This window comes from Streptomyces sp. NPDC086787, from assembly GCF_044745865.1.
Classification (GTDB): Bacteria; Actinomycetota; Actinomycetes; order Streptomycetales; family Streptomycetaceae; genus Streptomyces.
The window spans coordinates 397,000-411,526 of record NZ_JBIVBC010000005.1 but is presented as its reverse complement, the minus strand read 5'-3'; the positions used below and the strand labels follow the sequence as shown (position 1 = coordinate 411,526).

Sequence of the window (14,527 nt, the reverse complement as noted above, 5' to 3'; positions counted from 1 at the left end):
GCCGGTCCCCGACCACCCCCGCACGCCACCGCCCCCACACGCCGACGAACCCGAAGAGAACCCATGCTCCGCACCGCCTTGCGCAACGTACTCGCGCACAAAGCCCGGCTCCTCATGACCGTGCTCGCCGTGATGCTCGGCGTCGCGTTCGTGTCGGGGACCCTGGTCTTCACCAACACCATCTCGAACGCCCAGCAGAAGAGCTCCGCCAAGGGCTTCGGCCAGGTCGACGTCGCCGTCACAGCGGTGTTCCAGGAGGGCGGCGATAACGAGGTCGGCAAGACGCCCGACCTGACCCAGGCCCTGCTCGACAGGAGCGCCAGGGTGCCCGGTGCCGCGTCCGCCATCGGCGTCGTCAACGGGTTCACCGCCATCGCCGGCAAGGACGGCAAGCTGATCGGCGGCGGCTTCCGGTCCGAGGGCGGCAACTACTGGGGCGACAAGGACCCGCGCTACCCGCTGAAGTCCGGCTCCGCGCCGCACGGCAGGGGCGAGGTCGCGATCGACTCGGAGACCGCGCGACGGGCCGGCTACAAGGTCGGCGACACCGTGCGCCTCTCCGTCGACGGGCCGGTCCTCGAACCCCGGATCAGCGGTGTGTTCACCACGGACGACGGCAATGTGGCGGCCGGCGGCAGCCTCGCCCTGTTCGACACGGCGACCGCGCAGCACCTGTTCGGCAAGCCCGGCGCATACGACGAGATCGACGTACGGGCGAAGCCGGGCACCGGCCAGACCCAGCTGAAGGGCGCGCTCGACGCGGCCCTGCCCGCGAAGCTCGTGGAGACCACGACCGGCCGGACGCTCGCCGACAACCAGGCGGAGATGATCGCCTCCTCGATGAGCGGGCTCAAGCAGGGCCTGCTGGTCTTCGCGGGCATCGCGCTGTTCGTCGGCACGTTCATCATCGCCAACACCTTCACCATGCTGGTCGCCCAGCGCACCAAGGAACTGGCGCTGCTGCGCGCCGTCGGCGCCTCCCGCCGTCAGGTCACCCGGTCGGTGCTGGTCGAGGCGTTCATGGTCGGCGCGGTCGCCGGAGTGACCGGTCTGGCCGCCGGTATCGGCATCGGCGCGGGGCTGCGCGCCCTGATGGGCACGCTGGGCGAGACCGTCCCGGACGGGCCGCTGGTCATCACCTGGGGCACGGTCGCCGCGGCGCTGACCGTCGGCGTCGTCATCACCATGCTGGCCGCCTGGCTGCCCGGCCGCCGGGCCGCGAAGATCCCGCCGGTCGCGGCGATGAACAGCGTGCACGCCGCGGCCACCACCAAGTCGCTGGTGCTGCGCAACACACTCGGCGCCCTGTTCTCCGCGGCGGGCGTCGCGGTGGTCCTCGCGGCCACCACGATGCAGGGCTCGGACGGCCAGGGGCCGATGGGTCTCGGCGCGGTCCTGCTGATCACCGGCGTGTTCATCCTGACCCCGCTGCTGTCCCGTCCGCTGATCGCGGCGGCGGCACCGGTGCTGCGCGTGTTCGGTGTCTCCGGCAGGCTGGCCCGGCTGAACTCGGTCCGCAACCCGCGTCGTACGGCGGCCACCGCGTCCGCGCTGATGATCGGCCTGACCCTGATCACCGGTATGACGGTGATGGCGGGCAGCCTCCAGAAGTCGATCGACAAGATGGCGAGTTCGGCGGTCCGCGCCGACTACGTGGTGTCGATGGCGAACGGCAACGCGCTCTCCCCGGACATCGCGAGCAGGCTCGCCGCCACCGGGGGCGTCACCGCGAGCAGCCCGCTGCGCGACGCGGTCTCCCGTGTCGACAAGCAGAACGAGCTCCTGACCGGTGTGGACGCCTCCGCCATCGGCGGGCTCACCGACCTCACGATGGACGACGGCAGGTTCGAGGTGGGCGGCTCGCGGGTCGTCGTACCCCGGGAGACCGCCGACTCCTACGGCTGGAAGACCGGTTCGCGGTTCACCGTCCACTTCGAGGACGGCAAGGCGCGGCAGATGACGGTCGCCGGGATCTTCCGGGGCAACGAGCTGATCGACAGCATCCTGGTCGACAACGCGGTGCTCACCCCGCACCTGAGCGACCGGACCGACAAGCAGGTCCTGGTGAAGACGGCGGGCGGCGCGTCCGACGCCGCGAAGGACCGGCTGGAGAAGGCCCTCGGTTCCAACCCGGCGATCACGGTCCAGGACAAGCAGGACCTGTCCGAGTCCATCGCGAAGATGTTCACGCTCATGCTGAACATGGTCTACGGCTTGCTGGCCATGGCGGTGATCGTCGCGGTGCTCGGGGTCATCAACACGCTGGCGATGTCGGTGTTCGAGCGTTCCCAGGAGATCGGCATGCTCCGCGCGATCGGCCTGGACCGCAAGTCCGTCAAGCGGATGGTCCGTCTGGAGTCCTTGGTCATCTCGCTGTTCGGCGCGGTGCTCGGCCTCGGCCTCGGGGTGTTCTTCGGCTGGGCGGCCGGCCGGCTGCTGGGCACCCGGATGGAGACCTACGAACTGGTCCTGCCGTGGGCCCGGATGGGGCTGTTCCTACTGCTGGCGGCGGGGGTCGGTGTGCTGGCCGCCCTGTGGCCGGCCCGGCGGGCGGCACGGCTGAACATGCTGTCGGCGATCAAGGCCGAGTAGCCGAGTGGGCGAGTAGCCGTACGACGCGCAGGGCCCCGTTCCGCACGATGGTGCGGGGCGGGGCTCTCGCCGTACCGCCGTACCGTCCGTCTCAGCCGTGCCAGGTGCGGGTGCGCAGCGGCAGGCCGGCGGCGCCGGAGTCGGCGGTGCGTACCGCCAGCACCTGGTTGACGCCGATGCGGTTGCGCTCGAAGGCGACGGCGCAGGCGGCCATGTAGAGGCGCCAGACGCGGGCGCGGCCGGGACCGGCGAGGCGTGCCGCGCGCGCCCAGTCGGCCTCCAGCCGGGCCACCCAGCGGCGCAGCGTGAGGCCGTAGTGCTCGCGGATCGACTCCACGTCCCGCACCTCGAACCCGGCACGCTCCAGCTGGGTCACGGTGGTGCCGAGCGGGGCGAGCTCGCCGTCGGGGAAGACATAGGCGTCGATGAACTCGTCGACGCGGTACGACGACTCGTCCGGCTCGGGGCGGCGGGCGATCTGGTGGTTGAGCAGCCGTCCGCCCGGCTTCAGCAGGGCGTGCAGGGCGCGCGCGTAGTCGAGATAGCGTTCGGCGCCGACGTGCTCGGCCATGCCGATGGACGAGATCGCGTCGTAGGGGCCGTCGGTGACGTCCCGGTAGTCCTGCACCCGGATCTCGACGCGGTCGGTGAGTCCCTCGTCGGCGACGCACTTGCGGGCGTACGCGGCCTGCTCCTGGGACAGGGTGACGCCGACGACGCTCACACCGTGCTCGCGGGCCGCGTGGATCGCCATCGAGCCCCAGCCGCAGCCGACGTCGAGCAGTCTCTGCCCGGGAGCCAGACCGAGTTTCCGGGCGACGAGTTCGAGCTTGTCGCGCTGGGCGGTCTCCAGGGTCCCGTTCTCCTGCCAGTAGGCGCACGAGTACACCATGGACGGGCCGAGGACGATCTCGTAGAAGTCGTTGCCGACGTCGTAGTGGTGGCTGATGGCCCGCCGGTCGCTGCGCCGGGTGTGCAGGTGCCGGGTGCGGCGTGCCTCCTCCTGGGGCGGAGCGGGCGGCAGCGGGGGGCCGGCGAGCCGCACCAGATCGCGGACGGCGGCCCGGACCGCCGGGTCGCGCAACGCCCGGACGGTGCTCCTGCTGTCCTCCCCGCGCTCCCACACCAGTCCGGACAGCGCGTCGAGGGCGGTGTAGAGGTCACCCTCGATCTCCAGGTCACCGGCCACCCAGGCGCGGGCCAGGCCCAGTTCGCCCGGCCTCCACAGCAGCCGGCGCAGGGCGCGGCGGTTGCGGAAGACCAGGGTCGGTGCGTCCGGCGGGCCGGACCGCGAACCGTCCCAGGCTCGAATCCGCACCGGAAGCGGCACTCCCAGCAACTGCTCGGCAACACTCGTCAGCCGCGACGCGGCGTCGGCCATGGCGCACCTCCGTGACGACGGATCCCGGATCCACGTACACCACGTAAGCACCGGATGGTGTCCGGCACAGTCCCGCAACGGGGTCACATTCCGGGAAAGCCCCCGGCCGGCCCTCAACCGGCCCTCGGCCGACCGCCCGGGGAACGCCGAAGGGCCTCCCGCACCACGGATGGCGGGAGGCCCTTCGGCAGGTCGCCCCGGCGAGCGGGGCGGCCGGGAGGGTCAGGAGGCCTTGGCCTTCTCCTCGGTCTTGGCGGCGACCGGGGCCGGGGCCGGCTTGGCGGCCTCGTAGAACTCGTCGCGCGGGTTCTCCATGGCGCCGAGGGAGACGACCTCGCGCTTGAGGAACATGCCGAGGGTCCAGTCCGCGAAGATGCGGATCTTGCGGTTCCAGGTCGGCATGGCCAGACCGTGGTAGCCACGGTGCATGTACCAGGCCAGACGGCCCTTGAGCTTGATCTTGGTCTTGCCCAGGACGATCATCGCGACGCCCTTGTGGAGGCCGAGACCGGCCACGGCGCCCTTGTTGGCGTGCGAGTACTCCTTCTGCGGGAAGCCCCGCAGGCCGGAGATCACGTTGTCGCCGAGCACCTTGGCCTGGCGCAGCGCGTGCTGGGCGTTGGGCGGGCACCAGGCGTTCTCGTTGCCCGCCTTGCGGCCGACCATGTCGGGCACCTGGGCGTTGTCGCCCGCGGCCCAGATGTAGTCGGTGCCGGCGACCTGGAGCGTGGGCTCGCAGTCGACGTGGCCGCGGGGGCCGAGCGGGAGGCCGAAGCGGCCGAGCGCCGGGTTCGGCTTGACGCCGGCGGTCCACACGATGGTGTTGGAGTCGACCTCCAGGCCGTTCTTCAGCACCACGTGGCCGTCGACGCAGGAGTCCATGGAGGTGGAGAGGTAGATCTCCACGCCCCGGCTCTCCAGGTGCTCCTTGCCGTACTGGCCGAGCTTGGGGCCGACCTCGGGAAGGATCTTGTCGGCGGCGTCGACGAGGACGAAGCGCATGTCCTCGCGGGACACGTTCTTGTAGTACTTGGCCGCGTCGCGGGCCATGTCCTCGACCTCACCGATGGTCTCCGCACCGGCGAAGCCGCCGCCGATGAAGACGAAGGTGAGCGCCTTGCGGCGGATCTCCTCGTCGGTGGTGGAGTCGGCCTTGTCCAGCTGCTCCAGGACGTGGTTGCGCAGGCCGATGGACTCCTCGATGCCCTTCATGCCGATGCCCTGTTCGGCGAGGCCGGGGATCGGGAAGGTACGGGAGACCGCGCCGAGCGCGATCACCAGGTAGTCGAAGGGCAGCTCGTACGCCTCGCCGACCAGCGGGGCGATCGTGGCCACCTTGCGGTCCTGGTCGATGGTGGTGACCCGGCCGGTGAGGACCTCCGCCTTCGGCAGCACGCGTCGCAGCGGGACGACGACGTGCCGGGGGGAGATGTTGCCGGCGGCGGCTTCGGGCAGGAAGGGCTGGTAGGTCATGTACGACCGGGGGTCGACGACCGTGACGGTCGCCTCGCCGTAGCGCATCTTCTTGAGAATGCGCCGAGCTGCGTACAGGCCTACGTACCCACCGCCTACTACGAGGATCCTGGGACGCTCCGTGGTGCTCATGGGATCGAGTATCCACCCGCCCCTTGGGGGTCGCTCGTGCGCCCCTTCACAAGGTTCTTGAGGGCCCGTGCTACACTCCGCGGCCCACGTGACGCAGGTCATGTCGGCCGGGGGGAACCGGGGGGCGTTACGCCCCGTTATCAAGGCCGTGTGAGCTGCACCTCCTGCCGTTCAGGGGGTCCGCCGGACCTCCGCGGAAGCCCTGTCCGACACCTGCGCGCGAGGCTCCGGCCACGCTCTCCTGAGCGCACTCCAAGGGCCATTGAGCCCCCGGACGGGCCAATCGAAGGCCCTCACCCCCTCCACACGACCGAATTCCTTGTGAAGAACTTCACGAACTTTTCCGCGGGGGTGCCCCCAGGAGGTGTGTGACCACCCCCGGAGGGCTCGTCCGCCGCGGTCCTGCTCAGCCGATCGGTCGGCCGATCGACCACGCGATGCCGTCGAGGATGTCGTGCTCGCTCACCACGACCTCCTCGGCCCCGGTGCGCTCCATGATCGCGAGCAGTACGAGGGCGCCCGCGCCGATCACGTCGACACGCCCCGGGTGCAGGGACGGGATCGCCGTCCGCTCGGCGTGGGTGGAGCGCAGCAGCCGCTCGGTGATCTCGCGGACCCGGTCGCGGGAGACGCGCGAGTGGTGGACGCGCTCGGCGTCGTACTCGGGCAGGTCCTGGGCGATCGCGGACAGCGTCGTGACCGACCCGGCGAGACCGACCAGGGTGCGCGCCTCACGCAGCGGGACCGTCTCCTCGGCGAGGTCGAGGGCGGTCTCGATGTCGGCGCGCAGGGCGGCCAGCTGCTCCGCGGTGGGCGGGTCGGTCACCTCGCCGTCGCGCACCAGGTGCCGTTCGGTCATCCGGACGCAGCCCACGTTCACGGACCGCGCGGCGCGCACCTGCCCGTCGCCGACGACGAACTCGGTGGAGCCGCCGCCGATGTCCACGACCAGGTAGGGCGTGGCGAGGTCGGCGCGGTCGGCCAGCTCCTTGGTGGCGCCGGTGAAGGAGAACGCGGCCTCCTGCTCACCGCTGATCACCTCGGGCTCGACGCCGAGGATGTCCACGACACCGCGCACGAACTCGTCCCGGTTGGACGCGTCCCGCGAGGCCGACGTGGCCACGAACCGCACCCGGGCGGCGCCCAGTTCACGGATGACGTCCGCGTACTCACGGCACGCCGCGAAGGTCCGCTCCAGCGCCTCGGGGGCCAGCCGACCGGTGCGGTCCACGTCCTGGCCGAGCCGCACGATCGTCATACGGCGGTCCAGCTCCAGCAGTTCGCCGGTGGCCGGGTTCACGTCGGCGACGAGCAGCCGGATCGAGTTGGTGCCGCAGTCCACGGCCGCGACCCGGGAGAAGCCCTCGGGCGCCGTCGGCCGGGAGGCGGGCGAGCCGCTGCGGACGGCGGTGGGGTCGTCGCTCGCGCCCTCCGCACCGGGGTGCTCGTCCGCCGGGTCGGGGGCCTCCAGCGGCTGCACGCACGGCCCCTTGCGCCACCACTCGGGCAGCATGGCGATGGCCTCGTCGCCGAGCGGGTTCACGCCCGGCCCGGCCGCCAGCGAGTGGCCGACGAGGACGTGCAGGCACTTCACCCGGTCCGGCATGCCGCCGGCACTCGGGAAGCCCTCCAGGACCTCGATCTCGTCGCGGCGCCGGATGTAGTCCTCGTGCGCGGCCCGGTAGGCGGCGGCCAGCTCGGGGTCCTTCCCCAGCCGCTCGGTCATCTCCTTCATGACGCCGTCGGCCTCCAGTGTGCCGATGGCGGAGGCGGCACGCGGGCACGTCAGGTAGTACGTCGTCGGGAAGGGGGTGCCGTCGGGCAGGCGCGGTGCCGTCTCCACGACATCCGGCTGACCGCACGGGCACCGGTGCGCGATGGCCCGCAGCCCGCGCGGCGGACGGCCGAGCTGCTGTTTGAAGGCCTCGACGTCGGCGGCGGTGGGCTCGGTGCGCTCGGTGGGCGGCGGGGGCGTTTCCATGACTGTCTTCAGGTTGTCTTTCTCTGGCTGCGGTTTCGCCGGCCGGGCCGTCCCGGCCGGCGGCTCACTGGTCGGAGGCGTCGGACTTGTCGACGCCGTCCCAGACGTTCGAGTACCAGGGGCGGTCGGTCTCCCCCGGGTAGGCGTGGGCCTGCCTGGCCGCACTGGGGTCGATCACGATGTAGCCGGTCTCCCCCGGCATCACATAGTGCAGCCGCAGCCGGATCTGCTGCTCCGCGTACGCGTCGTCCTGCCAGCGCGCCTTGAGGTCGCGCAGTTCCTCGACCCGTTCGGCGGCCCGCTGCTGCTGCCGCTCCAGGTCGGCGATCTCGGCGCGCTGGGAGACGTACTGGCGCATCGGGTAGGCCAGGGCCACCACCATCGTGCACAGCACGAGGGCGAGCAGCGCGGCCCGGCCGGTGAGCCGGGAGCGGCGGGCCTGGCGCTTGGTCTGGGAGCGGTAGACCCGGGCCGCGGTCTGCTCGCCGAGCAGTCGCAGTTTGGTCGCGGTGGAGAACCGGTCCCGGTCCTTCACGGCCATGTCCCCGCCTCCCTCGTAAGCGCGTACGTCCCCGGACACGGTACGGGACCGGGTACGGGGACGTACGTACGACTTGGCCAGGGCCTGTCCGGTGTGCGGGCCGGGGCCCGCCCTCGGATCAGGGCCCCGGGTCAGCCCTTCGCGATCTCGTCGTTGCCGCGGAAGCGCGGGAAGGCGCTGCGTCCGGCGTACACCGCCGCGTCGTCGAGGATCTCCTCGATGCGCAGCAGCTGGTTGTACTTGGCGACGCGCTCGGAGCGGGCCGGGGCGCCGGTCTTGATCTGGCCGCAGTTGGTGGCGACGGCCAGGTCGGCGATGGTGACGTCCTCGGTCTCGCCGGAGCGGTGGGACATCATGCACTTGAAGCCGCTGCGCTGGGCCAGCTCGACGGCGTCCAGGGTCTCGGTCAGCGAGCCGATCTGGTTGACCTTCACGAGCAGGGCGTTGGCGGTGCCCTCGTCGATACCGCGGGACAGACGCTCCGGGTTGGTGACGAACAGGTCGTCGCCGACCAGCTGGACCTTGTCGCCGAGCTTGTCGGTGATGACCTTCCAGCCGGCCCAGTCGTCCTCGAACAGCGGGTCCTCGATGGAGACGAGCGGGTAGGCGGCCACCAGCTCCTCGTAGTACTCGGTCATCTCGGCGGCCGAGCGGGACTTGCCCTCGAACTCGTACTTGCCGTCCTTGTAGAACTCGGACGCGGCGACGTCGAGCGCGAGCGCGATCTGCTCGCCCGGGACGTAACCGGCCAGCTTGATGGCCTCGAGGATGAGGTCGAGCGCCTCACGGTTGGAGCCGAGGTCGGGGGCGAAGCCGCCCTCGTCGCCGAGACCGGTGGACAGTCCCTTGCCCTTCAGGACCTTCTTGAGGGTGTGGTAGACCTCGGCGCCCCAGCGCAGCGCCTCGGAGAAGGACTCCGCGCCGATCGGGGCGATCATGAACTCCTGGATGTCCACGTTGGAGTCGGCGTGCGAGCCGCCGTTCAGGATGTTCATCATCGGCACCGGCAGCAGGTGCGCGTTCGGGCCGCCCAGGTAGCGGAAGAGGGGCAGGTCGCTGGCCTCGGCTGCGGCGTGGGCGACGGCGAGGGAGACGCCGAGGATGGCGTTGGCACCCAGCGAGCCCTTGTTGTCGGTGGCGTCCAGGTCGAACATCGCCTGGTCGATCAGGCGCTGCTCGGTGGCGTCGTAGCCGACCAGCTCGGGGCCGATCTGCTCGATCACGGCGAGGACGGCCTTCTCGACGCCCTTGCCGAGGTAGCGGTTCTGGTCGCCGTCACGGAGCTCGACGGCCTCGAAGGCACCGGTGGAGGCGCCGGACGGAACGGCGGCACGACCCGTGCTGCCGTCGTCGAGGCCGACCTCGACCTCGACCGTGGGGTTGCCTCGGGAGTCCAGGATTTCCCGGGCTACGACGACGTCGATGGACGGCACGAGCATCTCCTTCTTGGGATGTGACGCTGGAAGTGCGGGGCTGGTGTGCCTTGCGCCTAGAGCCTATCCGTCCCGGGAGCGTCGGCCATCGACCGACCGCCCCATGGACAGGGAGACCGCAGGAACAGGGAGACCGTACACATTGTTCCACGACGGAACAAAGAGGGGCGGCAATTCGCGAGACGGAGCGGCAGTGCGGGAGACACGAACGCGGGAGACAGAACAGAACCCCGCCCCGGTGCGTGCGGGGGAACACGCGCCGGGGCGGGGAGACCGGGGGGGGCGGGGAGCCCGTGGGGACGGGGGTGTCCGTCAGCCCAGGTGCAGCTGCTGACCCGGGTAGATGAGGTCCGCGTCCTTGATGATGTCGTCGTTCCGCTCGAACAGCTTCTGCCAGCCGCCGCGCACCTTGTGCTTCGCGGCGATGGAGCTGAGGGTGTCGCCCTTGACGACCCGGTACTCGCCGTCGCCCTTCTTGACCTTCTCACCGGTCGGGGTGGTGACGGTCTTCGGCTTGGGCTTGGCGGTGTGCTTGCTCGGGGCCGGGCGGTCGACGGAGCGGGAGGCGGCCTTGGGCTCGGCGGAGCGGTCGGCGGACTTCGTGGTGTTAGACGCGGAGCCGCCGGTGTAGGCGGCGCGGGACAGACCCTTGCCGCAGACCGGCCAGGCACCCTTGCCCTGTCCGGCGAGGACCTTCTCGGCGATCTCGATCTGCTGCGACTTGGTCGCCTTGTCGGCGGTGGCGGCGTACTTCGTGCCGCCGTAACCGGCCCAGGTGGAGGCCGAGAACTGGACGCCGCCGTAGAAGCCGTTACCGGTGTTGATCGACCAGTTGCCGCCGGACTCGCACTGGGCGACGGCGTCCCACTCGGAGGCGGTGGCGGCGGAGGCGGTACCGGAGGCCACCAGCGGAGCGGCGACAGCGGCGCCGGTCACTCCGGCGATCGCGATGACGCGAGCGTGGACGGGCCTGGAGGGACGGCGGTGCTTGCCCTTGGCGGAAAACAGCATGTTGGGATCCCCTCACCGACGCCTGCGAGGTGAGCTGTCGGGTTCGGGCCGGTTGAGTTGCCCGGCCACTCCTCCCCCTGGGAGATGTGGCTCCACCCCTAGCCGCCCCGGTCAACTGTCCGGCGCGGCACTTACCTTGGGTCCCCCGCTCCTGCCTGCGGCGCTTGCGCGTCGTCTGTTCCCGTGCGGCCGCTGGCAGGATTCGGCGTTGCGACAGCCGGGGCTCGTGATGGCGAGCGGTCCTGACCGTAGACAGGCGCCCGGGGGATTTTCAAAGACGATCAGGGCTTCTGAGACTCATCCCACACTTTCACCAAACCGGACATTATATGCGAACAAGGGCGCCAACTTGCCCTATTCGCCGTCCGTTTCGGTACCGATTTCCAGGGTCTGACCGGGCATGATGGCGTTCGGGTCGCCTCCGATGGCGACCTTGTTGGCGGCGTAGAGCGCACGCCATCCGCCGTCCACGTCAAGGGAGTCGGCGATGGAGCAGAGGGTGTCGCCGACGCGCACCGTGTAGCTCTGCGAGGCATGTCGGCCCGACGACGCGGGGCCCTGTCCGCTTGCTTCACTTTCGTCCGCACTCGCGCCCCGGTGACGACCGCCGGCCGCGGCACCGGTGTCGACCAGGTTCCAAGACCCGGCCTCCTCGGCCGATTTGTCCGAGTCGGAGGTGGCGCCCTCGGTGGGCGAGCCGTCACCCTCCTGCGAACCGTCCGCCCCGGAAGGTGCCGACTTGTCCGACTTTGCTGAGCCGTCGGAATCGGCGGACCCGGCGGGGTCGCCCTTCTTGTCGGCACCCTCACCCGCGTCGGCGTCCGACGACGAGGAGCCCGGCACCGAGGAGCCCGGCGCCTTGGACGAGTCACCCGAGTCGGGTGAGCCGGAGGGGGTGGAGGGGGTGGAGGGGGTGCCGGAAGCACCAGAAGAACCGGACAAACCGGAAGAACCAGACGAACCCGAGGAGCCGTCCGCGTCGGGCGACGCGGACCCTACGCCCGTGTCCACGTCGACGGACCCGGAGTTCGAGGTGAGCCCGGAGAGTAGAGCGCAGGTGGCCCAGTGGGCGGTGCCCTTGCGGTCGAGGATCCGCTCGGCGACGGCTATCTGCTGCGAACGGCTGGCCTCGTCCGGGCTGGCCGCGTAGTCGAGACCGCCGTACTCGTCCCAGTCGTCCTGGGACAGCTGGAGTCCGCCGTAGTAGCCGTTGCCGGTGTTGGCGCTCCAGGAGCCGCCGCTCTCGCACTCGGCCACCTTGTCCCATGTGGTGCCCTCGGCCGCGCTGGCGCTCGCCGCGCCGAGCAGCGGGATGGCGATGGCGGAGCCGGCCACTCCCGCCGCCACGAGGAGAGCCGGAGCCTGACGGGGGCGACGGTGACGACCGTTCCCGGAGAGCATGCGGAGACCTTTCGCGCGACAGCGGTGACCGGTGCGGCACGCGAAACCCATGTGCCGCACTGACGAGTGAACGTATCCACTGACGATCACTTGTCACAAGTTCATGCCGCGCAGATCACGTGAAGATCACATAGTTGAAGGTTCATCACCTTCGGGCCGGACGGGAGTGAACTCCACCGGCAAGGTGCGCAGCCCCCGCATGATGAGCCCGCCGCGCCACCGCAGTTCGGCCGGATCCACCGCGAGCCGGAGATCGGGGAGGCGGGTGAGCAGGGTGGCGAGCGCGGTCTGCCCCTCGAGGCGGGCGAGCGGCGCCCCGACGCAGTAGTGGATGCCGTGGCCGTATCCAAGATGCTGGTTGTCGCGTCGTCCGAGATCGAGGACGTCCGGGTCGGCGAACCGCTCCGGGTCCCGGTCGGCGGCGGCGAGCACGACGAGCACCGGATCGCCGGGCGCGATGTGCTGCCCGCCGATGGTGAGCGGCTCGGTCGCGAACCGCCAGGTGGCCAGCTCGACCGGTCCGTCGTACCGCAGGAGTTCCTCCACCCCGGTCTCCAGGAGGTCCCGTTCGTTGCGGGCGAGCGACTCCTGGAGGCGGTTCCGCTGCCCGGGGTGGGTCAGCAGGGCGTAGGTGCCGTTGCCGATGAGGTTGACGGTCGTCTCGAACCCGGCGAACAGCAGGATGAACGCCATGGCCGCGGCCTCGTTCTCGGTGAGGTGCTCGCCGTGGTCGGAGGCGCGGATGAGCCCGGAGATGAGGTCTTCGCCCGGCGCGGGGACGTCGGGCAGCGCCGCACGCTTCTTGTGGATCAGCTCGGCGAGGTAGCCCCGCATCTTCTTGACCGACCGCGCGACCCCGCCCCGCGGTCCTCCCCCGTGCCGGATCATCATTCCCGCCCAGTCGCGGAAGTCGTCCTGGTCCTCGCGCGGAACACCGAGCATGTCGCAGATGGCGTAGATCGGCAGCGGGAACGCGAACTCGTGGATGAGGTCGGCCGATCCCTCTCCGGCGAACCGGTCGATGAGCCCGTCGGTGAGCTCCTGCACCCGGGAGCCGAACTCGGCGGCCCTGCGGGGTGTGAACGCCTTGCTGACCAGCCGCCGCAGCCTGGTGTGGTCCGGCGGATCGATGTTGAGCAGGTGCGTCATCAGCTCGGCCTTGCGCTCACCGGGGATACCGGTCCTGCCCCTGGCGTGCGCGGGCTCGTCATGATGCGCCGGGTTCTTCGACAGCCGCTGGTCGGCCAGCGCCTGCTTGGCGTCGGTGTAGCGGGTGACCAGCCAGGCCTCCACTCCGCTCGGCAGCTTCGTCCGGTGCACGGGGGCGTGCTCGCGCAGCCAGGCGTAGGCGGGGTAGGGGTCGCTGGCGAACTCCCAGGTGAACAGCTCGGGAGCGGGCGGGACAGCGGACGGCTGACAGGGCTGGTCGGTCACTCCCCGACGGTATCCGGCACCGGCGCGGAACCACGCCGCGGGAGGTCCCGGAGGGCCGGGCCGCCCCGCCCCGCCCCGCGCCGCGCCGCGGTCAGGGTCGGGTCTCCACCCCCTCCGCCGCCCGAATCGCGTCGCGGTAGGCGCGGGCCGCCGCGCGCAGGGATGTCTCCGGGTCGATGCCTGCCGCCTCGGCGCGGACCGCGAGGCCGAGGAGTTCGTAGCCGATGCCATCGCCCTCGGGAAGCGCCACGTCAAGGCCGGCCGTGCGGGTGCGGGCGGCGAGCTTGGCGGCCAGGGCGAGGCCGGGCTGCCCCAGGGGGATGCCGTCGGTCACGGAGGAGCGGCGCTTCTCCTCCGCCTTGGTACGCAGCCAGTGCGCCTTGACCTCCTCGGGGGTGTCGGCCCGCTCGTCGCCGAAGACGTGCGGGTGGCGGTGGATCAGTTTGGCGACGATGCCGCCCGCCACGTCGTCGATGGAGAAGGGGACGTCCGGGTCGTCCTCGGCTATCCGGGAGTGGAAGACGACCTGGAGCAGGACGTCCCCCAGTTCTTCCCTCAGCTCGTCGCGGTCGCCGGCCTCGATCGCCTCGACGAGTTCGTACGCCTCCTCGATGCCGTACTTGGCAAGGCCCAGGTGCGTCTGGCGGGACGACCAGGGGCACTCGGCGCGGATGCGGTCCATGACCTGAACGAGGTCGAGAAGACGGGCGCCCGGCAGGTCGTAGGAGGCGGGGAGCAGCTCCAGCTCGGGCATCCGGACCCGGCCCGAGCCGGCCAGGCGGGCCAGACCGTCGGTGAGGGTGGGCTCGCCCTCGCCCGAGGCGACGACCACCACGGTGTGGCCGCCCGCGCAGGCGTCCACCAGTTCCCCGGCGGTGGGTGCCACCTCGTCCACGGATATCCCGGCCTCGCGCAGATAGGGCAGCTGCGGATGGGCCCCGTCCGAGCACAGCACCCGGTCGGCGGCGTGCAGTGCCTGCCAGGCGGGCCAGGACAGGAGCCCGGGGGCGACGCGGTGGCTGGTGGTGAGCAGGACGACCCGGCCGGGGGCCGCGTCCGGGCCGGGTTCCCTGACTGCTTCGAGGCTGGTGGTGTTCACACTTCGAACGTAACGCACACCCGCCTGCCACCCCGCGAGTTGTCCACAG

At 71.0% G+C, this 14,527-nt stretch carries 10 protein-coding genes, 1 pseudogene and 1 riboswitch; of the genes and pseudogenes, 1 reads left to right on the top strand and 10 read right to left on the bottom strand.

Annotated features, from left to right (window positions below; genetic code table 11):
- Window positions 1-63 precede the first annotated feature (63 nt).
- Window positions 64-2,592, top strand: coding sequence for an ABC transporter permease (locus tag ACIPK3_RS16135; RefSeq protein ID WP_402570075.1), 2,529 nt, complete (start codon window positions 64-66; stop codon window positions 2,590-2,592).
- Window positions 2,593-2,683: 91 nt separating this feature from the next.
- On the opposite strand, the gene ACIPK3_RS16130 is transcribed toward ACIPK3_RS16135, so the two are convergent.
- The 10 genes and pseudogenes from ACIPK3_RS16130 to ACIPK3_RS16085 form a co-directional block, all read right to left on the bottom strand.
- Complete coding sequence (locus tag ACIPK3_RS16130; RefSeq protein ID WP_402570074.1) at window positions 2,684-3,973, bottom strand: class I SAM-dependent methyltransferase; 1,290 nt, start codon at window positions 3,971-3,973, stop codon at window positions 2,684-2,686.
- A 222-nt stretch (window positions 3,974-4,195) separates the two neighbouring features.
- Window positions 4,196-5,578 (bottom strand): NAD(P)/FAD-dependent oxidoreductase, encoded by a 1,383-nt coding sequence (locus ACIPK3_RS16125; RefSeq protein WP_402570072.1) that lies wholly within the window; start codon window positions 5,576-5,578, stop codon window positions 4,196-4,198.
- Between the two features lie 406 nt (window positions 5,579-5,984).
- Complete coding sequence (locus ACIPK3_RS16120) at window positions 5,985-6,920, bottom strand: exopolyphosphatase (RefSeq protein ID WP_402570218.1); 936 nt, start codon at window positions 6,918-6,920, stop codon at window positions 5,985-5,987.
- Between the two features lie 237 nt (window positions 6,921-7,157).
- Window positions 7,158-7,559: pseudogene (locus tag ACIPK3_RS16115) on the bottom strand (DUF501 domain-containing protein); the annotation flags it as partial.
- Window positions 7,560-7,623: 64 nt separating this feature from the next.
- Entirely contained in the window at window positions 7,624-8,100 is a 477-nt protein-coding gene (locus ACIPK3_RS16110) for a septum formation initiator family protein (protein WP_402570070.1), read from the bottom strand.
- A 131-nt stretch (window positions 8,101-8,231) separates the two neighbouring features.
- Entirely contained in the window at window positions 8,232-9,539 is a 1,308-nt protein-coding gene (eno, locus tag ACIPK3_RS16105) for a phosphopyruvate hydratase (RefSeq protein ID WP_402570068.1), read from the bottom strand.
- A gap of 306 nt (window positions 9,540-9,845) precedes the next feature.
- Window positions 9,846-10,544, bottom strand: a complete 699-nt coding sequence (locus ACIPK3_RS16100; protein WP_402570066.1) for a transglycosylase family protein — start codon at window positions 10,542-10,544, stop codon at window positions 9,846-9,848.
- A 4-nt stretch (window positions 10,545-10,548) separates the two neighbouring features.
- Window positions 10,549-10,717, bottom strand: a riboswitch (cyclic di-AMP (ydaO/yuaA leader).
- Window positions 10,718-10,898: 181 nt separating this feature from the next.
- Window positions 10,899-11,945, bottom strand: a complete 1,047-nt coding sequence (locus ACIPK3_RS16095; RefSeq protein ID WP_402570065.1) for a transglycosylase family protein — start codon at window positions 11,943-11,945, stop codon at window positions 10,899-10,901.
- Between the two features lie 126 nt (window positions 11,946-12,071).
- Window positions 12,072-13,379: a cytochrome P450 gene (locus tag ACIPK3_RS16090; RefSeq protein WP_402570063.1), complete on the bottom strand. Its 1,308-nt coding sequence runs from the start codon at window positions 13,377-13,379 to the stop codon at window positions 12,072-12,074.
- Between the two features lie 91 nt (window positions 13,380-13,470).
- The gene (locus ACIPK3_RS16085; protein WP_402570061.1) at window positions 13,471-14,478 is read right to left on the bottom strand and encodes a nucleoside triphosphate pyrophosphohydrolase; all 1,008 of its coding nucleotides are present in this window, start codon (window positions 14,476-14,478) and stop codon (window positions 13,471-13,473) included.
- Between the last annotated feature and the right edge of the window lie 49 nt (window positions 14,479-14,527).